Raw genomic sequence first — 14,875 nt, forward strand, 5'->3', positions numbered from 1 at the left:
CAATGTGCAGGACTATTGCAGCATATGGCTGCAAATTTGCAGGAGCCGGTTGTGCCTGATAGGTTCATCGCCATGAACTGGGACGATCTGCGCATCATCGCCGCGGTCAGGGACGAGGGTACCTATGCCGGCGCCAGCGCGCGGCTGCGCATCGACGAGACCACGGTCGGCCGCAGGCTTGCACGCATCCAGCGCGATCTCGGCGTGCCGCTGTTCGATGCGGTGGACGGCCAGCGCCGGCCGACGCGGAGTTGCGAGGCGGTGCTGGCGCATGTCGAGGCGATGGCCGCTCATGCCGCCGAGATCGGTCGCGTCGGCGAGAGTCTGGCGGGCCCGGTAGGACGCCTGCGTATCGCCTCCACCAACACGGTCGCCGAGGAGGTTCTGTCGCCGCGCGCGAGCGACTTCTTGCGCGCCAATCCCGGCCTGACGCTGCAATTCCTCACCTCGAGCGAGAACGTCAAGTTCTCGCGCTGGGAAGCCGATCTCGCGATCCGTCTGCGCAAACCCGACAAGGGCGACTTCGCGATCTCCAGGCTCGGTGACGTCAAGCTCTATTATTTCGAGCCTGTTACGACCGAGCGGGAGCCGGTGCTGTGCGCCTATCCGGACGAACTCGGTGCCATTCCCGAGATGCAATTCCTGCGTATGAAGCAAGCCCACGCGCGCTGCGTCACCGACAACGTTCGCGTCATTCGTAACCTGATCCGCGCGCATCAGGCCGCGGGCGTGTTGCCGGAGCACGTCTGCGCCGACTTGCTCGGCGATCGCCGCCTGCGCGCCACGCTGCTGCCTGGGCGCCGCGACGTCTGGCTGCTGGTGCAGAACCATCTCAAGCGCGATCCGGCGACGCGGCTCACCATCGAATGGATCCGCCGCTGCTTCAGCGATCTCGCGCGTGGCTGATTGCGGGTGTGAACGCGATCCGCGCGCGGCGCGACCAAGTTATGGGATTGCGTGCGCGCGAAGGTTGCGTAATCTCGTGACCACCACGGGCTTGATCAGGGCAGCGCATGACCACTCTTCAGGAAACCATCCACCCGCAGGCCAAGGTGCGGGAATGGAAGGCGATCGTCATCCTGATCCTCCTGATCCCGGTGCTGTGGTCGCCGCCGTTTCTGTTTCGCATCTTCCTGTTCCAGCCGTTCAACATCCCGTCCGGCTCGATGACGCCGACGCTGGTCGTCGGCGATTACGTCTTTGCCGCAAAATATGCCTATGGCTACGGCCGCTATTCGTTTCCGTTCGCGCCGTCATGGATCTCCGGGCGTGTCCGGGCCGCCGAGCCCGAGTATGGCGACGTCGTCGTATTCCGGACGCCAAAGGACACCTCGGTCGACTATGTCAAGCGCGTGGTTGGGCTGCCCGGTGATCGCATCCAGATGCGCCAGGGCCAACTCATCCTCAACGACCGCCCGGTGACGCGCGTTGCGCTGAAGGCGGTGGTTGCCGGCTCCACCTGCGGCTTGGATGACGGTGCAAAGGCCAAGCGCTGGCGCGAGACGCTGCCGAACGGCGCCTCCTACGTCACGCAGGACTGCGTCGACAACGGCTACTACGACAACACCGACGTCTACACCGTGCCGCCCGGCCATTTCTTCGTGCTCGGTGATAACAGAGACAACTCGAGCGACAGCCGCGTGATGTCGTCGATCGGATTCGTGCCGATGGACAACCTGGTCGGCAAGGTGACGCGGATATTCTGGTCGCTCGACCAGGAGGGCGAGCCGCATATGGAGCGGCTGGGGAAGGTGTGGTGAGTCCCACCGTCATTCCTAGGGCGGTGTGCGGCGCCGGCATGAATTGAGTTCGTAGCCTGGATGGAGCGCAGCGCAATCCAGGAGAGCTGCTCGCGCAGGACACGGTGCCCCGGATTTCGCTTCCTCTCCTTCCAGGCAACAGGCTGTGATCGCGGGACGCCCGAAGCGATCCCCCAAAAACAAAAACCCCGGCATCGCTGCCGGGGTTTCGCATTCTGTCGTTTGCCGGAATGGCTGGACTTAGAAGTCCATGCCGCCCATGCCGCCGCCCGGGGGCATCGCCGGACCGGCGCCGCCCTTCTTGGGCAGCTCGGCGACCATGGCTTCCGTGGTGATCAAGAGAGCCGCAACCGAGGCTGCGTTCTGGATCGCGGTACGGACCACCTTGGTCGGGTCGATGATGCCCTTCTTGACCAGGTCGACATATTCGCCGGTCTGGGAGTCGAAGCCGTAGGCGTACGACTTGTTCTCGAGGACCTTGCCGACGATCACGGAGCCGTCTTCACCGGCGTTGATCGCGATCTGGCGAGCGGGCGCGGAGAGCGCCTTGCGCACGATCTCGACGCCGGTCTTCTGGTCGTCGTTCTTGGTGCGCAGACCCTTGAGTTGCTCGGAGGCACGGAGCAGAGCGACGCCGCCGCCCGGGACGATGCCTTCTTCCACAGCCGCGCGGGTCGCATGCATCGCGTCATCAACGCGATCCTTGCGCTCCTTCACCTCGACCTCGGTCGCGCCGCCGACGCGGATCACCGCGACGCCGCCTGCGAGCTTGGCAAGACGCTCCTGGAGCTTCTCACGGTCGTAGTCCGAGGTGGTTTCCTCGATCTGCGCCTTGATCTGCGACACGCGCGCTTCGATGTCGGCCTTCTTGCCGGCGCCGTTGACGATCGTGGTGTTCTCCTTGTCGATCATCACCTTCTTGGCGCGACCGAGCATGTTGAGCGTCACGTTCTCGAGCTTGATGCCGAGATCTTCCGAGATCGCCTGGCCGCCGGTCAGGATCGCGATGTCCTGCAGCATGGCCTTGCGGCGATCGCCGAAGCCCGGAGCCTTGACGGCCGCAACCTTCAGGCCGCCACGGAGACGGTTCACCACCAGGGTCGCAAGCGCTTCGCCTTCGACGTCCTCGGCGACGATGACCAGCGGCTTGCCGGTCTGCACCACGGCCTCGAGCAGCGGAAGCAGCTCGTTCAGCGAGGAGAGCTTCTTCTCGTTGATGAGGATGTAGGCGTCGTCCATCTCAACGCGCATCTTGTCGGCGTTGGTGACGAAGTAGGGCGAGATGTAGCCGCGGTCGAACTGCATGCCCTCGACGACGTCGAGCTCGGTCTCGAGCGACTTGGCTTCCTCGACGGTGATGACACCCTCGTTGCCGACCTTCTTCATGGCGTCGGCGAGGAACTTGCCGATCTCCGCGTCACCGTTGGCCGAGATGGTGCCGACCTGGGCGATCTCGTCGTTCGAGGTGACCTTCTTGGAGTTCTTGACGAGGTCCGCAACGACGGCTTCGACCGCGAGGTCGATACCGCGCTTGAGGTCCATCGGGTTCATGCCGGCGGCAACCGACTTGGCGCCTTCGCGCACGATCGCCTGGGCCAGCACAGTGGCGGTGGTGGTGCCGTCGCCGGCCGCGTCAGCGGACTTGGAGGCGACTTCGCGCACCATCTGCGCGCCCATGTTCTCGAACTTGTCCTCGAGCTCGATCTCCTTGGCGACGGTGACGCCGTCCTTGGTGATGCGGGGAGCGCCGAACGACTTGTCGAGCACGACGTTGCGGCCCTTCGGACCGAGCGTGACCTTCACCGCGTTGGCGAGAATGTCGACGCCGCGAAGCATCTTGTCGCGCGCATCGACGGAGAATTTAACTTCTTTTGCTGCCATCTGGATTTTTTCCTTAGGTGTTTAGCTGGATAAGAGAGGGGCTCTTAGGCCGCCTTCTTCTTGGAAGCGGGGACGTCGAGGACGCCCATGATGTCGCTTTCCTTCATGATCAGCAGATCGACGTTGTCGATCTTGACCTCAGTGCCGGACCACTTGCCGAACAGCACGCGGTCGCCGACCTTCAGGTCGATCGGGATCAGCTTGCCTGCTTCGTCGCGGCCACCCGGGCCCACGGCGACGATCTCGCCCTGCGAGGGCTTTTCCTTGGCCGTGTCGGGAATGATGATGCCGCCAGCGGTCTTCTCTTCTGCGTCGATGCGCTTGACCACGACGCGGTCGTGAAGCGGACGGAATTTCATGCAGTTCTCCTAAGCTTTTGCACGAGTTGGGAATTTTGGATTGTTAGCAGTCTGCGCCCGCGAGTGCTAGCACAGGCACAGCTGAGATAAGGCAGGATTTTGGCGGGAGCAAGGGCTTGTAGCAGAAAAATAGCACTCGGAGGCACCGCCTGCCAAAATCTCTTCCCATCGTTAATCGCGCCCGGCGCCCGTATTAGCACGTGACCACATCTGCTGCTAACGCGTTGAATTTCAACAACTTGTTAAACTTTTGGGCTTGCGATGGATTGTCGGTTTGCGTCACATTTCACTCATGTGAGCGCATCTCCACCGGGTGGCTCGTTGGGCGTACAGGAAAGCCACCCCTTGAATATGCGCTCCTGCAAAGGAGGTTGGCATGGTCTCGCGAGTTGGGGTTGTTTCCGACGACTTCAGGAAACAGGTGCTGGGTTACGGGCTGACGACGGCCGAAATTCTCTACCGGATGCCGGATCATCGCTCGCTGCTCCAGACCTATGTCTGGCAGAACTACGACATGTTTCCGAAATTTCCGGCGCTGACGGATTTCCTGGCGTTCTGGCAGAAGAAGCTCGACGGTCCGCTATTCTCGGTCACGGTCGCGCATTCCAAGCTGATCAAGCCGGCCGAGCTGCGCGCGGTCGACGGCGTATTCCGGCTGCATTGAAGGCAAGCGCGGTGCTGGAGGGTGGGTTAGCGTCAGCGTAACCCACCATGCTTCCACGCTTGCGGAGCGAAGTGGTGGGTTACGCTGACGCTAACCCATCCTACGATTTCGCATTCCGTGCTAACCTCTCCCTCATAACAACAGGGGAGACCGCCATGGCCAAGAAAGCAAAATCGCGTAGCGCATCGCAGGCTGCCTTGAAGAAGCGAAGCGGGGCCAAACCCGCAGCACGACCCACGGCGCGCAAGGCGGTGAAGGCGAAAGCTCGCGCGACACCGGCCAAGTCATCCGTCAAGAAACCGACGCGGCCCAAGCAGCGCATCGCGATCAGCCATCACCGTGAGGAAGACTTCAAGGCCGACGGTCTGCGCACCTACGCGAAATATCGCGATCTCGGCATCGCCGCCGCGAGCCACGGGCTGGCGCAGGCGCACGTGATCCGGCTGCAAGGCCCCTGCAATCCGGACGAGGTGTCGAAGCTGCACTTCCACGACGTCGAATTCCAGATGGTCTACGTGCTCAAGGGCTGGGTGAAGACCTATATGGACGGAGAGGGCGAGACGCTGATGAAAGAAGGCAGCGCCTGGACCCAGCCGCCGAAGATCAAGCACATGATCCTGGACTATTCGGACGACGTCGAGCTGCTGGAGGTGATCCTGCCGGCCGAGTTCAGGACGGTGGAGTTGAAGGCGTAGGCAAAGCGGAGATCAGCCGCCGTCGTTGCAATAGCGTTTCCACATCGCGCGATAGGCATCGTCCACCGCTTGCGCGTACGAGACGGGGTTGCCGGCGGCGGCAGCCCTGATCTGTCCGGGCAGTTCGCGGCGCAACTTATCGAGGTCGCCGATCTGTGCCCCTCGGCTCGCTGCGATCTCGACATAGGCCTCATCGCTTTCCGCGACCCAGTCCGGCAGGCCCAGTGCGGCGAGGATGGAGCCGGCAGCACGGCTCGGCAGGCTGTGACCGAGCTTCGCCACCACCGGCACGCCCATCTGCAAGGCTTCCCACGTGCTGACGCCGCCATTCTGCGGGAATGGGTCGAGGCCAATATCGACGCGATTGAACGCTGCCAGATGCTCGTCTCGCGACGTGGCTCCGAGCAGATCGACGCGTTCGGCCGGCAACCGGCCAGCTGCAAACCGCGCCAGCAGATTGTCGCGGACCAGCTGGGCGTCCAGCGCAGTATCCTTGATCAGCAGTCGCGAACCCGGCACCCGCTCGAGAATCCTGGACCAGACGTCCACCGCCTCGTTCGAAATCTTGCTGATGCGGTTGAAGACACCGAATGTGATGAAGCCGTTCGCGATCGCCGGCGTCGGCGCCCGCGCAATCCCGGCCGGCAGTGGCGCCAGCGTCACAAAGCACGGCAGGTCAACGATGGTCTCCGCAAACAGATGCCGAACCGCGGCAGGAATCGCGACCGGGTCCGAGAACAGATAATCGATCGTTGGCAGCCCAGTGCCGGTGCCGTGGCCCCAGCCATGTACCTGAACAGGTGCCGGCTTGCGCGCAAACACACCGAGGCGGTTTCCGCTGGTATGGCCGGACAGATCGATCAGGATATCGACGCCATCGGCGCGAATCTGCGCGGCGAGGCGATCGTCGGACCATTGCGAGGCGTCGCGCCAGCGATCGGCGATGCCCTGAAATTCGCGGGTCGTCGCATCCGTTTTCGGTGAACAAGCGTAGCACACGATCTCGAACTGTGCCCGATCATGGTGCTGCAGGACCGGCTTGAAAATGAACGCCGCCGAATGTGCATGAAAATCCGACGAGACATAACCCAGCACCAGACGGCGATCCGGATCGCGGCTGTTATCATGCGGTTCCGCCGCCGCTGAGGCGATCTTCGCACCGATCTGCTCCCACCATACACGTCGCGCTTGCTGATGCTGCGCAACGCTGGCGTCCGCCATAAAATCGAGGGTGAATATCTTGCTGGAGATCGTGCTCTGATCCGGCTCGATGTCGAGAGCTCTGTCGAAACTGGCGAGGGCTTCGTCGACCCGGCCAAGCGCTGCGAGACATTGGCCGAGCAGGCTGTGGGCCTGAGAGAAGCCGGGATCGGCCGCGAGAGCCTTCTCGCAATCGGACAATGCTTCGGCAACTTGCCGGGTCAGGAGCAAGATGCTGGCCCGCCAGAGCCATCCATTCGCGTCGTCGGGTGCCAGGGCGATTGCGCGATTGCAATCCGCCATGGCTTCGTCGAATCGCTGAAGCTCCCGCAATGCAACGGCGCGGCTCGACAGCGCCGAGGCATAGTCAGGCTTGACCGATAACGCGCGGTTTAAGCTTGCGACAGCCTCGTCATAGGCGCGCAGACGGCAGAGCGCCCAACCGCGGCCGTTATGGGCTTCGGAAAGTTTTCCGTCGATTGCGAGCGCCTTGTCGTAGCTCTCGAGCGCTTCCTGGTAAAGTTCAAGTGCCGCGCTCGCGTTACCGAGATTGGACAGGGCCAAGGCGTAGTTGGGTCGGAGGGCGAGGGCCCTTCGATAGCTCTCGCGGGCCTCATTGTGACGTTTTAGCCCGTTGAGCGCGACACCCAGGCTCATATGAGCTTCGGCAGATCGCGGATCCACCGCCACCGCTCGGCTCAGCAGAACTTGCGCTTGCTGATAGTTTTTGGCTTCAGCCTCCAAAGCGCCCAGCAAGTGAAGCGCGATGAATTGGTTGGGCGCGAGTTCCAGGAGTTCGCGATAGGCCGTCTTTGCCTCCCGCAGAAGTCCCGCCTTGTGCAGCTGGAGGGCGCGCGCGAGCAACGGCCCGACCTCGGCTTTTTGCCGTTTCTGAAGCCGGGACTTTTGAAATGCACGCTGGCCGACGCTGTCGCTCATGAATCAATTCCACCCGAATCTCCTGACGAGATTAACATGGAAGGATTGTCGCGATTGCGCTGCGCTCCGTCGGAGCTACGAGGGCGCCAGCCTCACACAAGCCTCGCCGCGGATCGACCCGCTATCGCTCGAGATAGCCCAATTCCGTGCTCATGACCTTGCGAGCATATTCGCTGAAGGCATCGATCAACCGGGCGCGCGCGGCATAAGGTGGATAGAGCAGTGCGATGGTAACGGGGACGGCCGGGTTGAAGGGGCGCGTGATCAGGGCCGCGCCAGAGCTTTCGTCATGCGCGGCAATCGGGTTGATAATGCTGATGCCGAGGCCCGCAGCGACCAGGGCGCAGACCGATGTGCCCAGATCGGTCTCCGCAACAATGCGGCGCGTGACGCCCGCCTGCGCGAAGATCGTATCGATGCGATCGTAGAGTGGACTCCCCGTGGCGAACGAAATGAAGGCCTCGTCGGCGAAATCGGCAGGGCGCAGCGTCTTCTTCTGCGCAAGACGATGCGCCTTCGGCATGATCGCGACGCAACGGGTCTTGAGCACTGGCTCGACATGCACGCCCGCAGCCTCGCCGTAGAGCATTGCCAATCCGGTGTCGCAAAGCCCGGAACTGACCCAGTCGTGCACGGCGCTCGCCGTGCCGGATCGGATCGAGATCATCACATGCGGATAGTCCACCTTGAAGCGTGCCGCGATGCGTGTCAGCAGGCCGCCGGCCAGGCGGGGCATCGCCGCAACGCTTAACCGACCCATGCCGAACGAGCGGATGCTGGCTGCGCTGGCCTCCAGTCCCGCCAGGCCGATGAAAGTCTTCTCGACCTCCTGGAAAAAGCGCGATCCATCCACCGTCGGGCGGAGGCGGCCGCCACTGCGGTCGAACAGCGGGAATTGTGTGATCGCCTCCAGCTGTCCGATCAGGCGGCTGATCTGGGGCTGCGAGGTATGCATGCGCTGAGCCGCCTGCGTCATCGATCCCGTCACGAAGACCGCCCGAAAAGCCTCCACATGCTTCAGGCCCATGCGTCTGGTGGCCATATCAAATCCGTATAGGAGAGTATGAAACTGGAATTTCATCAGATCGGGCTTTTGGACGATAGTCCAGAGCACGGAGCCGTTCGCACGGAGCTGTCTTGGGGTTGCTCACCCACCGTGGACGGCGTCACCGAGATTCGCGACAAGAGGGGACATATGAAAGCGACGATGATCAAGGCACTGGCCGCGGCGACCGTCGCTGGTGTTCTTCTTTCCAGCGAGGCCATGGCCCAGGGCGCGGGCAGGCTGGACAAGATCCGTGAGAGCGGCTCGATCACATTGGGGTACCCCGAGACCTCGGTGCCCTTCGCCTATCTCGACGGCAACCAGAAGCCGATCGGTTACACCGTGGAAATCTGTGAACAGGTGGTGCAGGCGATCAAGACGGCCCTCAAGCTTCCCAAGCTGGAGGTTCGCTACAACCCCATCACCTCGGCGACACGTATTCAGCTGCTCGCCAACGGCACGATCGATCTCGAATGCGGCAACACGACCAATAATGTCGAGCGGCATAAACTCGTTGCCTTTGCTCCCACCACCTTCGTTGCGCAGGTCGTCCTCGTCGCGCGCAAGGATGGCGGGGTCGATGTCAACGACCCGGCTTCGTTTCGCGGCAAGGCCATCGCCGCCCAAGCCGGCGGCCAGACGTTCAAGGTGATTACGCTGATCAACGCCAAGGAAAATCTCAGCATCACGGTGGTGCCGGCCAAGGACACCGCCGAGACCTTCTTGTTGGTGTCGACGGGCCGGGTGGCCGGCACCGCCAACGATGACGGTCTTGCCTATGCCACGGTCGCCTCGTCCAGAACGCCGGATGACTTCCTGATCGGTAGCAAGAGTCTCGAGACGGCGCCCTATGGCATCGTCCAACCCAAGGATGATCCTGCTTTCAAGAAGATGGTCGACGATGCCGTGATCGACCTGATGAAGAGCGGGCAGGTTGCGGCGCTCTACGACAAATATTTCAATTCACCGATTCCACCGCATGGCCTCAACCTGAAATTCCCGATGAGCGCCGCCCTCAAGCGGGCGCTGGCCAACCCGACCGATTCCGGCGACCCGGCAGTCTACGAATGACGCGACAAGCGCTCTAGAGGTCTCGCAATGGCACATCAACACGACAGGAGTCCGGCGGTCGCCGGGTTGCCACCCATCGACCTGCGCAGCGATACCGTCACCAAGCCGACCGAGGCGATGTATGCCCGCATGGCCTCTGCGCCGCTCGGCGATGACGGGCTGGACGGTGACCCCACGGTGCAGGAGCTGGAGGCCGTCGCGGCTGCGGCGTTGGGCAAGGATGCCGGCCTGTTTGTGCCGAGCTGCACCATGGCCAATCTGCTGGCGACGCTGGCGCAGTCGCAGCGCAGCGAACAGATCGTGCTGGAATCGAATGCCCATATGTACACCTCGGAACGAGGGGCGGCGACGTTTACGGGGCAGTTCTACCTCGCCATTGCCGGCACCGCCGGCGCAATGGACCTGAATTTGCTGGAGGACGCCCTGCAAGGCGAAGGGCTCAAGCTCGGGACCGCTCTTGTCGCAATGGAAACTTCGCACAACAACGCGAGCGGTGCCGTATTGCCGCTGAATCATATGCAGGCCGTGCACGCCATGGCCTCGGCCCGCGGTGTCCCGGTGCATCTCGACGGCGCGCGGCTGTTCAACGCCGCCGTCGCCCTTGAAACGGCGCCGGCCGAAATTGCGAGACATTGCGACACGGTTTCTCTGTGTTTGTCGAAGGGCCTGAGCGCACCCGCCGGTGCCGTGCTCGCCGGGCCACGCGCAGTGATCGACAGCAGCCGCAGGTTTCGCCGCATGCTGGGAGGCACGCAGCGTCAGATCGGCGTCCTGGCCGCGGCCGGGCTGGAGGCGGTTCAGGTCATGGGGACGCGTCTGGCGGAGGATCACCGGCGTGCGCGGGTCCTGAGTGATGCGTTGAACGCGATGCATCCAAAGATCAGCGCGACAATCCCGCAGACGAATATCGTGCAGGTAGATGTCTCTCTCTCCGGGCGCGATAGCGCCGTGTGGTCGGCGGCTCTGGAGAAGGAGGGCCTGAGGGCGAGGCCCTGGGGCAGGCGTCGATTGCGCTGCGTGACCCATCGCCATATCGATGATGCGGATATTGATCGCGCGGTCATGGCATTTCGCACCGCGGCTGGAGCTTTGGCTTAGAGAGGGCTTACTCAGCACTCCCACAATCAGCCGATCGTTAGAAGGCGCCCGATCCGTGAAACCGGGTAGTTACCAATCGGATGGTTTCAGCCGTCCGCAGGGCGGGCGGTAACCAGTCGAAAATACCTCTCGCGTCAACTCAAGGCTGTGAAAATGCGGGAAATGTTTTCATGGCGACCAACACTTTTGGCCGACGCGGCGTCGTAGCGCCTTCTCCAAGAGGATCATTTCAACCCGCGCCGCTTCAACCCGTCGCCGCACCGATCGCTCCCCGGCCCCTGCCCAGTGAGGGGGCGCTTTTGGGCGACAACAAGCTTCTGGTCGATATCCCTTTCCTCACCATCGGCCTGATTTTCTGTCTGCTCCTGATCTACGCTCTGCAACGCAGTCTCGCCATGGACATTGGGCCGGACGGCTCGCTCAATGTCCGTTCGCTGATCGCTCAGGGCGCGTCCGGCTACGATCTGGTTGTCGGAAGGAACGAGTGGTGGCGGATCGGCCTTGCGCCGCTTCTGCATGGCAGCAATGGGCACCTCATAGGCAACTGCGTTGCGCTGTTCATCGTCGGCGTCAGGCTGGAGAGCCTGATCGGTCGTGGCTGGTTTTCGCTGATCTTCGTCGCCAGTGCAGTGGCCGGGGAGGCCGGCTCGCTTCTGGGCAATGGCCCCGGCACGGTGAGCGTCGGTGCGTCCGGCGCCATTACCGGGCTCATCGCGGCGCTGTTCGTCGCGAGCTTCGAGCCAGAGGCGAACGCCGAGCAAACAATGTCGAGACTGAAGACGTCGCTCTTCTTTGGTGTTCCCGCTCTGCTGCCGCTTGCCTTTGGAGCCTCCGGCAATGTCAACTATTTTGCCCATGCAGGTGGTGCGCTGGCCGGCGGTGCGCTTGCCATCGTGCCGTGGCTCGCCTTCTGGTCCTATGACAGCCTGCCGCGGAGCACCGGCATGGTGTTGCTCGGAGGATTCGTCGGATCTCTGATCTGCGCCGGCTTCGCCGCCGCTCATTATTCGTCCTACATGGCTGATGCCGTGCAGTATATCCGCGCATCGGAAGTGCCGCCGAACGCTGGCGAGATGACGAGCCGGTCTTCAGATCTCGTCACCCGCTATCCGAAAGACCCGCGGGCTCATCTGTTCCGTGCGGTCTTCTTCCTTGAAAAAGCGAACCTCAGTGCCGCTGAAACAGAAGCGCGAACTGCCATGTCGCTCGCCGCTTCGGATGTGGCGGGTGGACCGGTGCGCATCGGGGCGCAGGGCTTGATGGCGGTGTTGCTGTGGGCGCAGGGACGAAACAGCGAGGCGAAGGCCATGGCGGTCGAGCCGTGCCGTGCCAAGCTGCCTGAGGTGCGGCGTATATTGCAGAAGTCGAAGTTGTGCGGTCGACCGGAGTGACGAGCGGAGAGAGCTAGCTCAACACCCCCACCACTGCTCCCATCAGACACGTCGTCAGCGTCCCCGACACGATCGACTTCAGCCCGAGCGCGTTGATTTCCTCGCGCCGTTCCGGCGCCATCACGCCGAGACCGCCGATCATGATGCCGAGGCTGGCGAAATTGGCGAAGCCGCACATCGCATAGAGCATGATCAGGCGCGAGCGCGGATCGAGCGTGCCGGGCGGCAGCTTGGAGAAGTCGACATAGGCGATCAGCTCGTTGAGCACGGTTTTGGTGCCCATCAGGCTACCGGCGGTGATCGCCTGGTCCCACGGCAATCCCATCAGCCAGCACACCGGCGCCATCACGAGGCCGAGCAGGCGCTGCAACGAGATCGCGGCGCCGCCGATATCAGGCAGCAGGCCGAGAATGGCGTTGACGAGATAGACCAGCGCCACCAGCACCAGCAGCATTGCGACGATGTTGATCAGCAGCTCGATCCCCGCGCCGGTCCCTTTCACGATCGCGTCCATGGTGCCGGAGACCTCCATCTCGGGAGCCTCCAGCGCGCCGCCGGTGCGCTTGTCGGATGTCTCGGGGACCATGATCAGGCTGACCAGGATCGCTGCCGGCGCGCCCAGCACCGAGGCGATGACGAAATGCGCGGCTGCGTCGGGAATGAGGAGAGCAAGGAGCGTCGCATACAGCACCAGCACCGTGCCGGCGATGCCGGCCATGCCGCCGGTCATCACCAGGAACAACTCGCAGCGGGTCATCTGCACGAGATAAGGCCGCACGAACAGCGGCGCCTCGACCATGCCGAGAAAGATGTTGGCGGCGGTCGAGAGCCCGACCGCGCCGCCGACGCCGAGCGTCCGCTCCAGCAGCCAGGCCATGCCGCGCACGATCGGCGGCAGCACGCGCCAATAGAACAAGAGCGTCGTCAGCACGCTCATGACCAGCACGATGGGCAGCGCCTGGAACGCCAGGACGAAATCGGCGCCCGGTGCTTTCAGGTCGAAGGGCGGGGGACCGCCGCCGACATAGCCGAACACGAAGGAGGAGCCGGCGCGCGAGGCCGCCGAGATCGCGCCCACGGCGTCGTTGATGGCACCGAAGGCGCGCGCGACGACAGGCACCTTCAGGAGAACGAGCGCGGTGACGAAGGTGGCAACGAGGCCGATCGCCGCCTGGCGCAGCGAGGCCGCGCGGCGGTTCTCGCTCAGGACCAAGGCGATCAACAGCAATGCGAAAACGCCGAGTGCCGATTGCAGCCGCAGCATGATGTCCCCAAACCCCGATGATTATGGCCACCCCTGCGTTGCAAACGCAATGCCGGGAGATTGTCGGAGCGTCCCGCTGTTGACAAGCAGGTCCGCGTCAGCCACGCGGAGCAAGTCGACATCAGGAGCCGGATAGTCCGAGCGTGACCGAAGAGGCGATGCCAGACCAGCCAATATCGGGAAACCCGCCGGTCAGTGCCCGCGCGCTCCTCTCCCATCGCGCCTTCCTGTTCTTTCTGCTCTCGCGCAGCCTGTCGCGTTTCTCCAGCCAGATTGCGGCGGTCGCGATCGGCTGGCAAATCTACGATCTCACCGGCTCGGCCTTCGACCTCGGCATGGTCGGCCTCGTGCAATTCCTGCCCACGGCGCTGCTGGTGTTCGTCGCCGGCCATGCCGCCGACCGCTACGAGCGCAAGCGCGTGGTCCAGCTCTGCCAGCTCGTGGAAGCGGCGACGGCGCTCTATCTCGGCGTCATCACCTATCTCGGCTTGGTCAGCGAAGTTCAGATTTTCGTCGCAACCTTCGTGCTCGGCATTGCCGGGGCCTTCGAAAGTCCGACCACTGCTGCGCTGCTGCCCGCGATCGCGCCGCAGGGCTCGCTCCAGCGCGCCACCGCGGTCTCCAGCGGCGCGGCGCAGGTCGCGACCATTACAGGTCCGGCGCTCGGCGGTTTTGCCTACGCGGTCGCACCGCATCTCGCCTACACCGTGATGGTGCTGTTCTGGATCTTCGGGATGATTTTGACCGGATTCATCCGGCCGCGCCCGCAGGCGATCGCCAAGGATATCGCGGGCGCCGACAATATCTTCGCCGGCGTCCGCTTCATCCGCAGCAATCCCGCGATCCTCGGCACCATCTCGCTCGATCTGTTCGCGGTGCTGTTCGGCGGCGTCACCGCGCTTCTGCCGATCTATGCCCGCGACATCCTCCAGACTGGTCCGATGGGGCTCGGGATCCTGCGCGCCGCGCCCGCGGTCGGCGCGCTGCTGATGACCATGGTGCTGGCCCGTCACGCCATTTCGCGGCACGTGGGCCTGCGCATGTTTCAGGCCGTGATCGTGTTCGGCGTCGCAACGATCGTGTTCGCTTTGTCGTCCTGGATGTGGCTGTCGGTGCTCGCGCTCGCCGTTCTCGGCGCGGCTGATACGATCAGCGTCGTGATCCGCTTCTCGCTGGTGCAGCTCGCGACCCCCGACGATATGCGCGGCCGGGTCGGTGCGGTGAACTTCCTCTTCATCAACGCCTCGAACCAGCTCGGCCAGTTCGAGAGCGGAGTGGCTGCCGCATTGTTCGGTGCCATGCCGGCAGCCGTGCTGGGCGGCGTCTGCACGGTCGCGGTGGCGCTGCTGTGGATGAAGCTGTTCCCGAGCCTGCGCCGGGTGGAGAGGCTGGAGTAGGAACTCTTCGCCTCTCCCCGCTTGCGGGGAGAGGCCGGAATTCGCGCGTAGCGCGGATTCCGGGTGAGGGGGACTCTCCGCGATTCGATTGCTACCGTGATTTGCTGAAAC

At 63.3% G+C, this 14,875-nt stretch carries 13 protein-coding genes; 8 read left to right on the forward strand and 5 right to left on the reverse strand.

What is annotated here, in order from left to right; translation table 11 throughout:
- The first annotated feature begins 72 nt into the window (after positions 1–72).
- Both AC0L3J_RS17175 and lepB read left to right on the forward strand, forming a co-directional pair.
- On the forward strand, positions 73–906 hold the full coding sequence (locus tag AC0L3J_RS17175) for a LysR family transcriptional regulator (RefSeq protein ID WP_473347853.1): 834 nt from the start codon (positions 73–75) through the stop codon (positions 904–906).
- 107 nt (positions 907–1,013) lie between these two features.
- Complete coding sequence (lepB, locus tag AC0L3J_RS17180; RefSeq protein ID WP_473347820.1) at positions 1,014–1,760, forward strand: signal peptidase I; 747 nt, start codon at positions 1,014–1,016, stop codon at positions 1,758–1,760.
- A 240-nt stretch (positions 1,761–2,000) separates the two neighbouring features.
- Here lepB and groL read toward each other — a convergent pair whose 3' ends face one another.
- Both groL and AC0L3J_RS17190 read right to left on the reverse strand, forming a co-directional pair.
- Entirely contained in the window at positions 2,001–3,641 is a 1,641-nt protein-coding gene (gene groL, locus AC0L3J_RS17185) for a chaperonin GroEL (RefSeq protein WP_027518761.1), read from the reverse strand.
- Positions 3,642–3,685: 44 nt separating this feature from the next.
- The gene (locus tag AC0L3J_RS17190; protein ID WP_027518760.1) at positions 3,686–4,000 is read right to left on the reverse strand and encodes a co-chaperone GroES; all 315 of its coding nucleotides are present in this window, start codon (positions 3,998–4,000) and stop codon (positions 3,686–3,688) included.
- 376 nt (positions 4,001–4,376) lie between these two features.
- On the opposite strand from AC0L3J_RS17190, the gene AC0L3J_RS17195 reads away from it, so the two are divergent.
- Positions 4,377–4,664: an usg protein gene (locus tag AC0L3J_RS17195; protein ID WP_007602477.1), complete on the forward strand. Its 288-nt coding sequence runs from the start codon at positions 4,377–4,379 to the stop codon at positions 4,662–4,664.
- 155 nt (positions 4,665–4,819) lie between these two features.
- A complete protein-coding gene (locus AC0L3J_RS17200) occupies positions 4,820–5,359 on the forward strand; it encodes a cupin domain-containing protein (RefSeq protein WP_473347821.1) in 540 nt (179 codons plus the stop codon).
- A gap of 12 nt (positions 5,360–5,371) precedes the next feature.
- Here AC0L3J_RS17200 and AC0L3J_RS17205 read toward each other — a convergent pair whose 3' ends face one another.
- Both AC0L3J_RS17205 and AC0L3J_RS17210 read right to left on the reverse strand, forming a co-directional pair.
- The gene (locus AC0L3J_RS17205; protein ID WP_473347823.1) at positions 5,372–7,498 is read right to left on the reverse strand and encodes an O-linked N-acetylglucosamine transferase, SPINDLY family protein; all 2,127 of its coding nucleotides are present in this window, start codon (positions 7,496–7,498) and stop codon (positions 5,372–5,374) included.
- A gap of 121 nt (positions 7,499–7,619) precedes the next feature.
- The gene (locus AC0L3J_RS17210) at positions 7,620–8,540 is read right to left on the reverse strand and encodes a LysR substrate-binding domain-containing protein (RefSeq protein ID WP_473347824.1); all 921 of its coding nucleotides are present in this window, start codon (positions 8,538–8,540) and stop codon (positions 7,620–7,622) included.
- A gap of 153 nt (positions 8,541–8,693) precedes the next feature.
- On the opposite strand from AC0L3J_RS17210, the gene AC0L3J_RS17215 reads away from it, so the two are divergent.
- The 3 genes from AC0L3J_RS17215 to AC0L3J_RS17225 all read left to right on the forward strand — a co-directional run bounded on the left by AC0L3J_RS17215 (position 8,694) and on the right by AC0L3J_RS17225 (position 12,103).
- Complete coding sequence (locus tag AC0L3J_RS17215) at positions 8,694–9,614, forward strand: amino acid ABC transporter substrate-binding protein (RefSeq protein WP_473347825.1); 921 nt, start codon at positions 8,694–8,696, stop codon at positions 9,612–9,614.
- A 27-nt stretch (positions 9,615–9,641) separates the two neighbouring features.
- Complete coding sequence (locus AC0L3J_RS17220) at positions 9,642–10,712, forward strand: threonine aldolase family protein (RefSeq protein WP_473347826.1); 1,071 nt, start codon at positions 9,642–9,644, stop codon at positions 10,710–10,712.
- A gap of 170 nt (positions 10,713–10,882) precedes the next feature.
- Complete coding sequence (locus AC0L3J_RS17225) at positions 10,883–12,103, forward strand: rhomboid family intramembrane serine protease (protein ID WP_473347827.1); 1,221 nt, start codon at positions 10,883–10,885, stop codon at positions 12,101–12,103.
- 13 nt (positions 12,104–12,116) lie between these two features.
- Here the strand turns inward: AC0L3J_RS17225 and AC0L3J_RS17230 are convergent, their stop codons facing one another.
- Positions 12,117–13,367 carry a NupC/NupG family nucleoside CNT transporter gene (locus tag AC0L3J_RS17230; RefSeq protein WP_473347828.1) on the reverse strand — a complete coding sequence of 417 codons (1,251 nt, stop codon included), beginning with the start codon at positions 13,365–13,367 and terminating at the stop codon, positions 12,117–12,119.
- Positions 13,368–13,525: 158 nt separating this feature from the next.
- Between AC0L3J_RS17230 and AC0L3J_RS17235 the strand changes: the two genes are divergently transcribed.
- Positions 13,526–14,764: an MFS transporter gene (locus AC0L3J_RS17235; RefSeq protein ID WP_473347829.1), complete on the forward strand. Its 1,239-nt coding sequence runs from the start codon at positions 13,526–13,528 to the stop codon at positions 14,762–14,764.
- The last annotated feature ends 111 nt before the right edge of the window (positions 14,765–14,875 follow it).

Source organism: Bradyrhizobium sp. Kon37 (genome assembly GCF_055807535.1).

What these genes read in the sequence shown, in the direction of transcription:
- AC0L3J_RS17175 (WP_473347853.1), top strand. Translation starts at nt 73, where the DNA reads ATGAACTGGGACGATCTGCGCATCATCGCCGCGGTCAGGGACGAGGGT.
- lepB (WP_473347820.1), top strand. Translation starts at nt 1,014, where the DNA reads ATGACCACTCTTCAGGAAACCATCCACCCGCAGGCCAAGGTGCGGGAA.
- groL (WP_027518761.1), bottom strand. Translation starts at nt 3,641, where the DNA reads ATGGCAGCAAAAGAAGTTAAATTCTCCGTCGATGCGCGCGACAAGATG.
- AC0L3J_RS17190 (WP_027518760.1), bottom strand. Translation starts at nt 4,000, where the DNA reads ATGAAATTCCGTCCGCTTCACGACCGCGTCGTGGTCAAGCGCATCGAC.
- AC0L3J_RS17195 (WP_007602477.1), top strand. Translation starts at nt 4,377, where the DNA reads ATGGTCTCGCGAGTTGGGGTTGTTTCCGACGACTTCAGGAAACAGGTG.
- AC0L3J_RS17200 (WP_473347821.1), top strand. Translation starts at nt 4,820, where the DNA reads ATGGCCAAGAAAGCAAAATCGCGTAGCGCATCGCAGGCTGCCTTGAAG.
- AC0L3J_RS17205 (WP_473347823.1), bottom strand. Translation starts at nt 7,498, where the DNA reads ATGAGCGACAGCGTCGGCCAGCGTGCATTTCAAAAGTCCCGGCTTCAG.
- AC0L3J_RS17210 (WP_473347824.1), bottom strand. Translation starts at nt 8,540, where the DNA reads ATGGCCACCAGACGCATGGGCCTGAAGCATGTGGAGGCTTTTCGGGCG.
- AC0L3J_RS17215 (WP_473347825.1), top strand. Translation starts at nt 8,694, where the DNA reads ATGAAAGCGACGATGATCAAGGCACTGGCCGCGGCGACCGTCGCTGGT.
- AC0L3J_RS17220 (WP_473347826.1), top strand. Translation starts at nt 9,642, where the DNA reads ATGGCACATCAACACGACAGGAGTCCGGCGGTCGCCGGGTTGCCACCC.
- AC0L3J_RS17225 (WP_473347827.1), top strand. Translation starts at nt 10,883, where the DNA reads ATGGCGACCAACACTTTTGGCCGACGCGGCGTCGTAGCGCCTTCTCCA.
- AC0L3J_RS17230 (WP_473347828.1), bottom strand. Translation starts at nt 13,367, where the DNA reads ATGCTGCGGCTGCAATCGGCACTCGGCGTTTTCGCATTGCTGTTGATC.
- AC0L3J_RS17235 (WP_473347829.1), top strand. Translation starts at nt 13,526, where the DNA reads ATGCCAGACCAGCCAATATCGGGAAACCCGCCGGTCAGTGCCCGCGCG.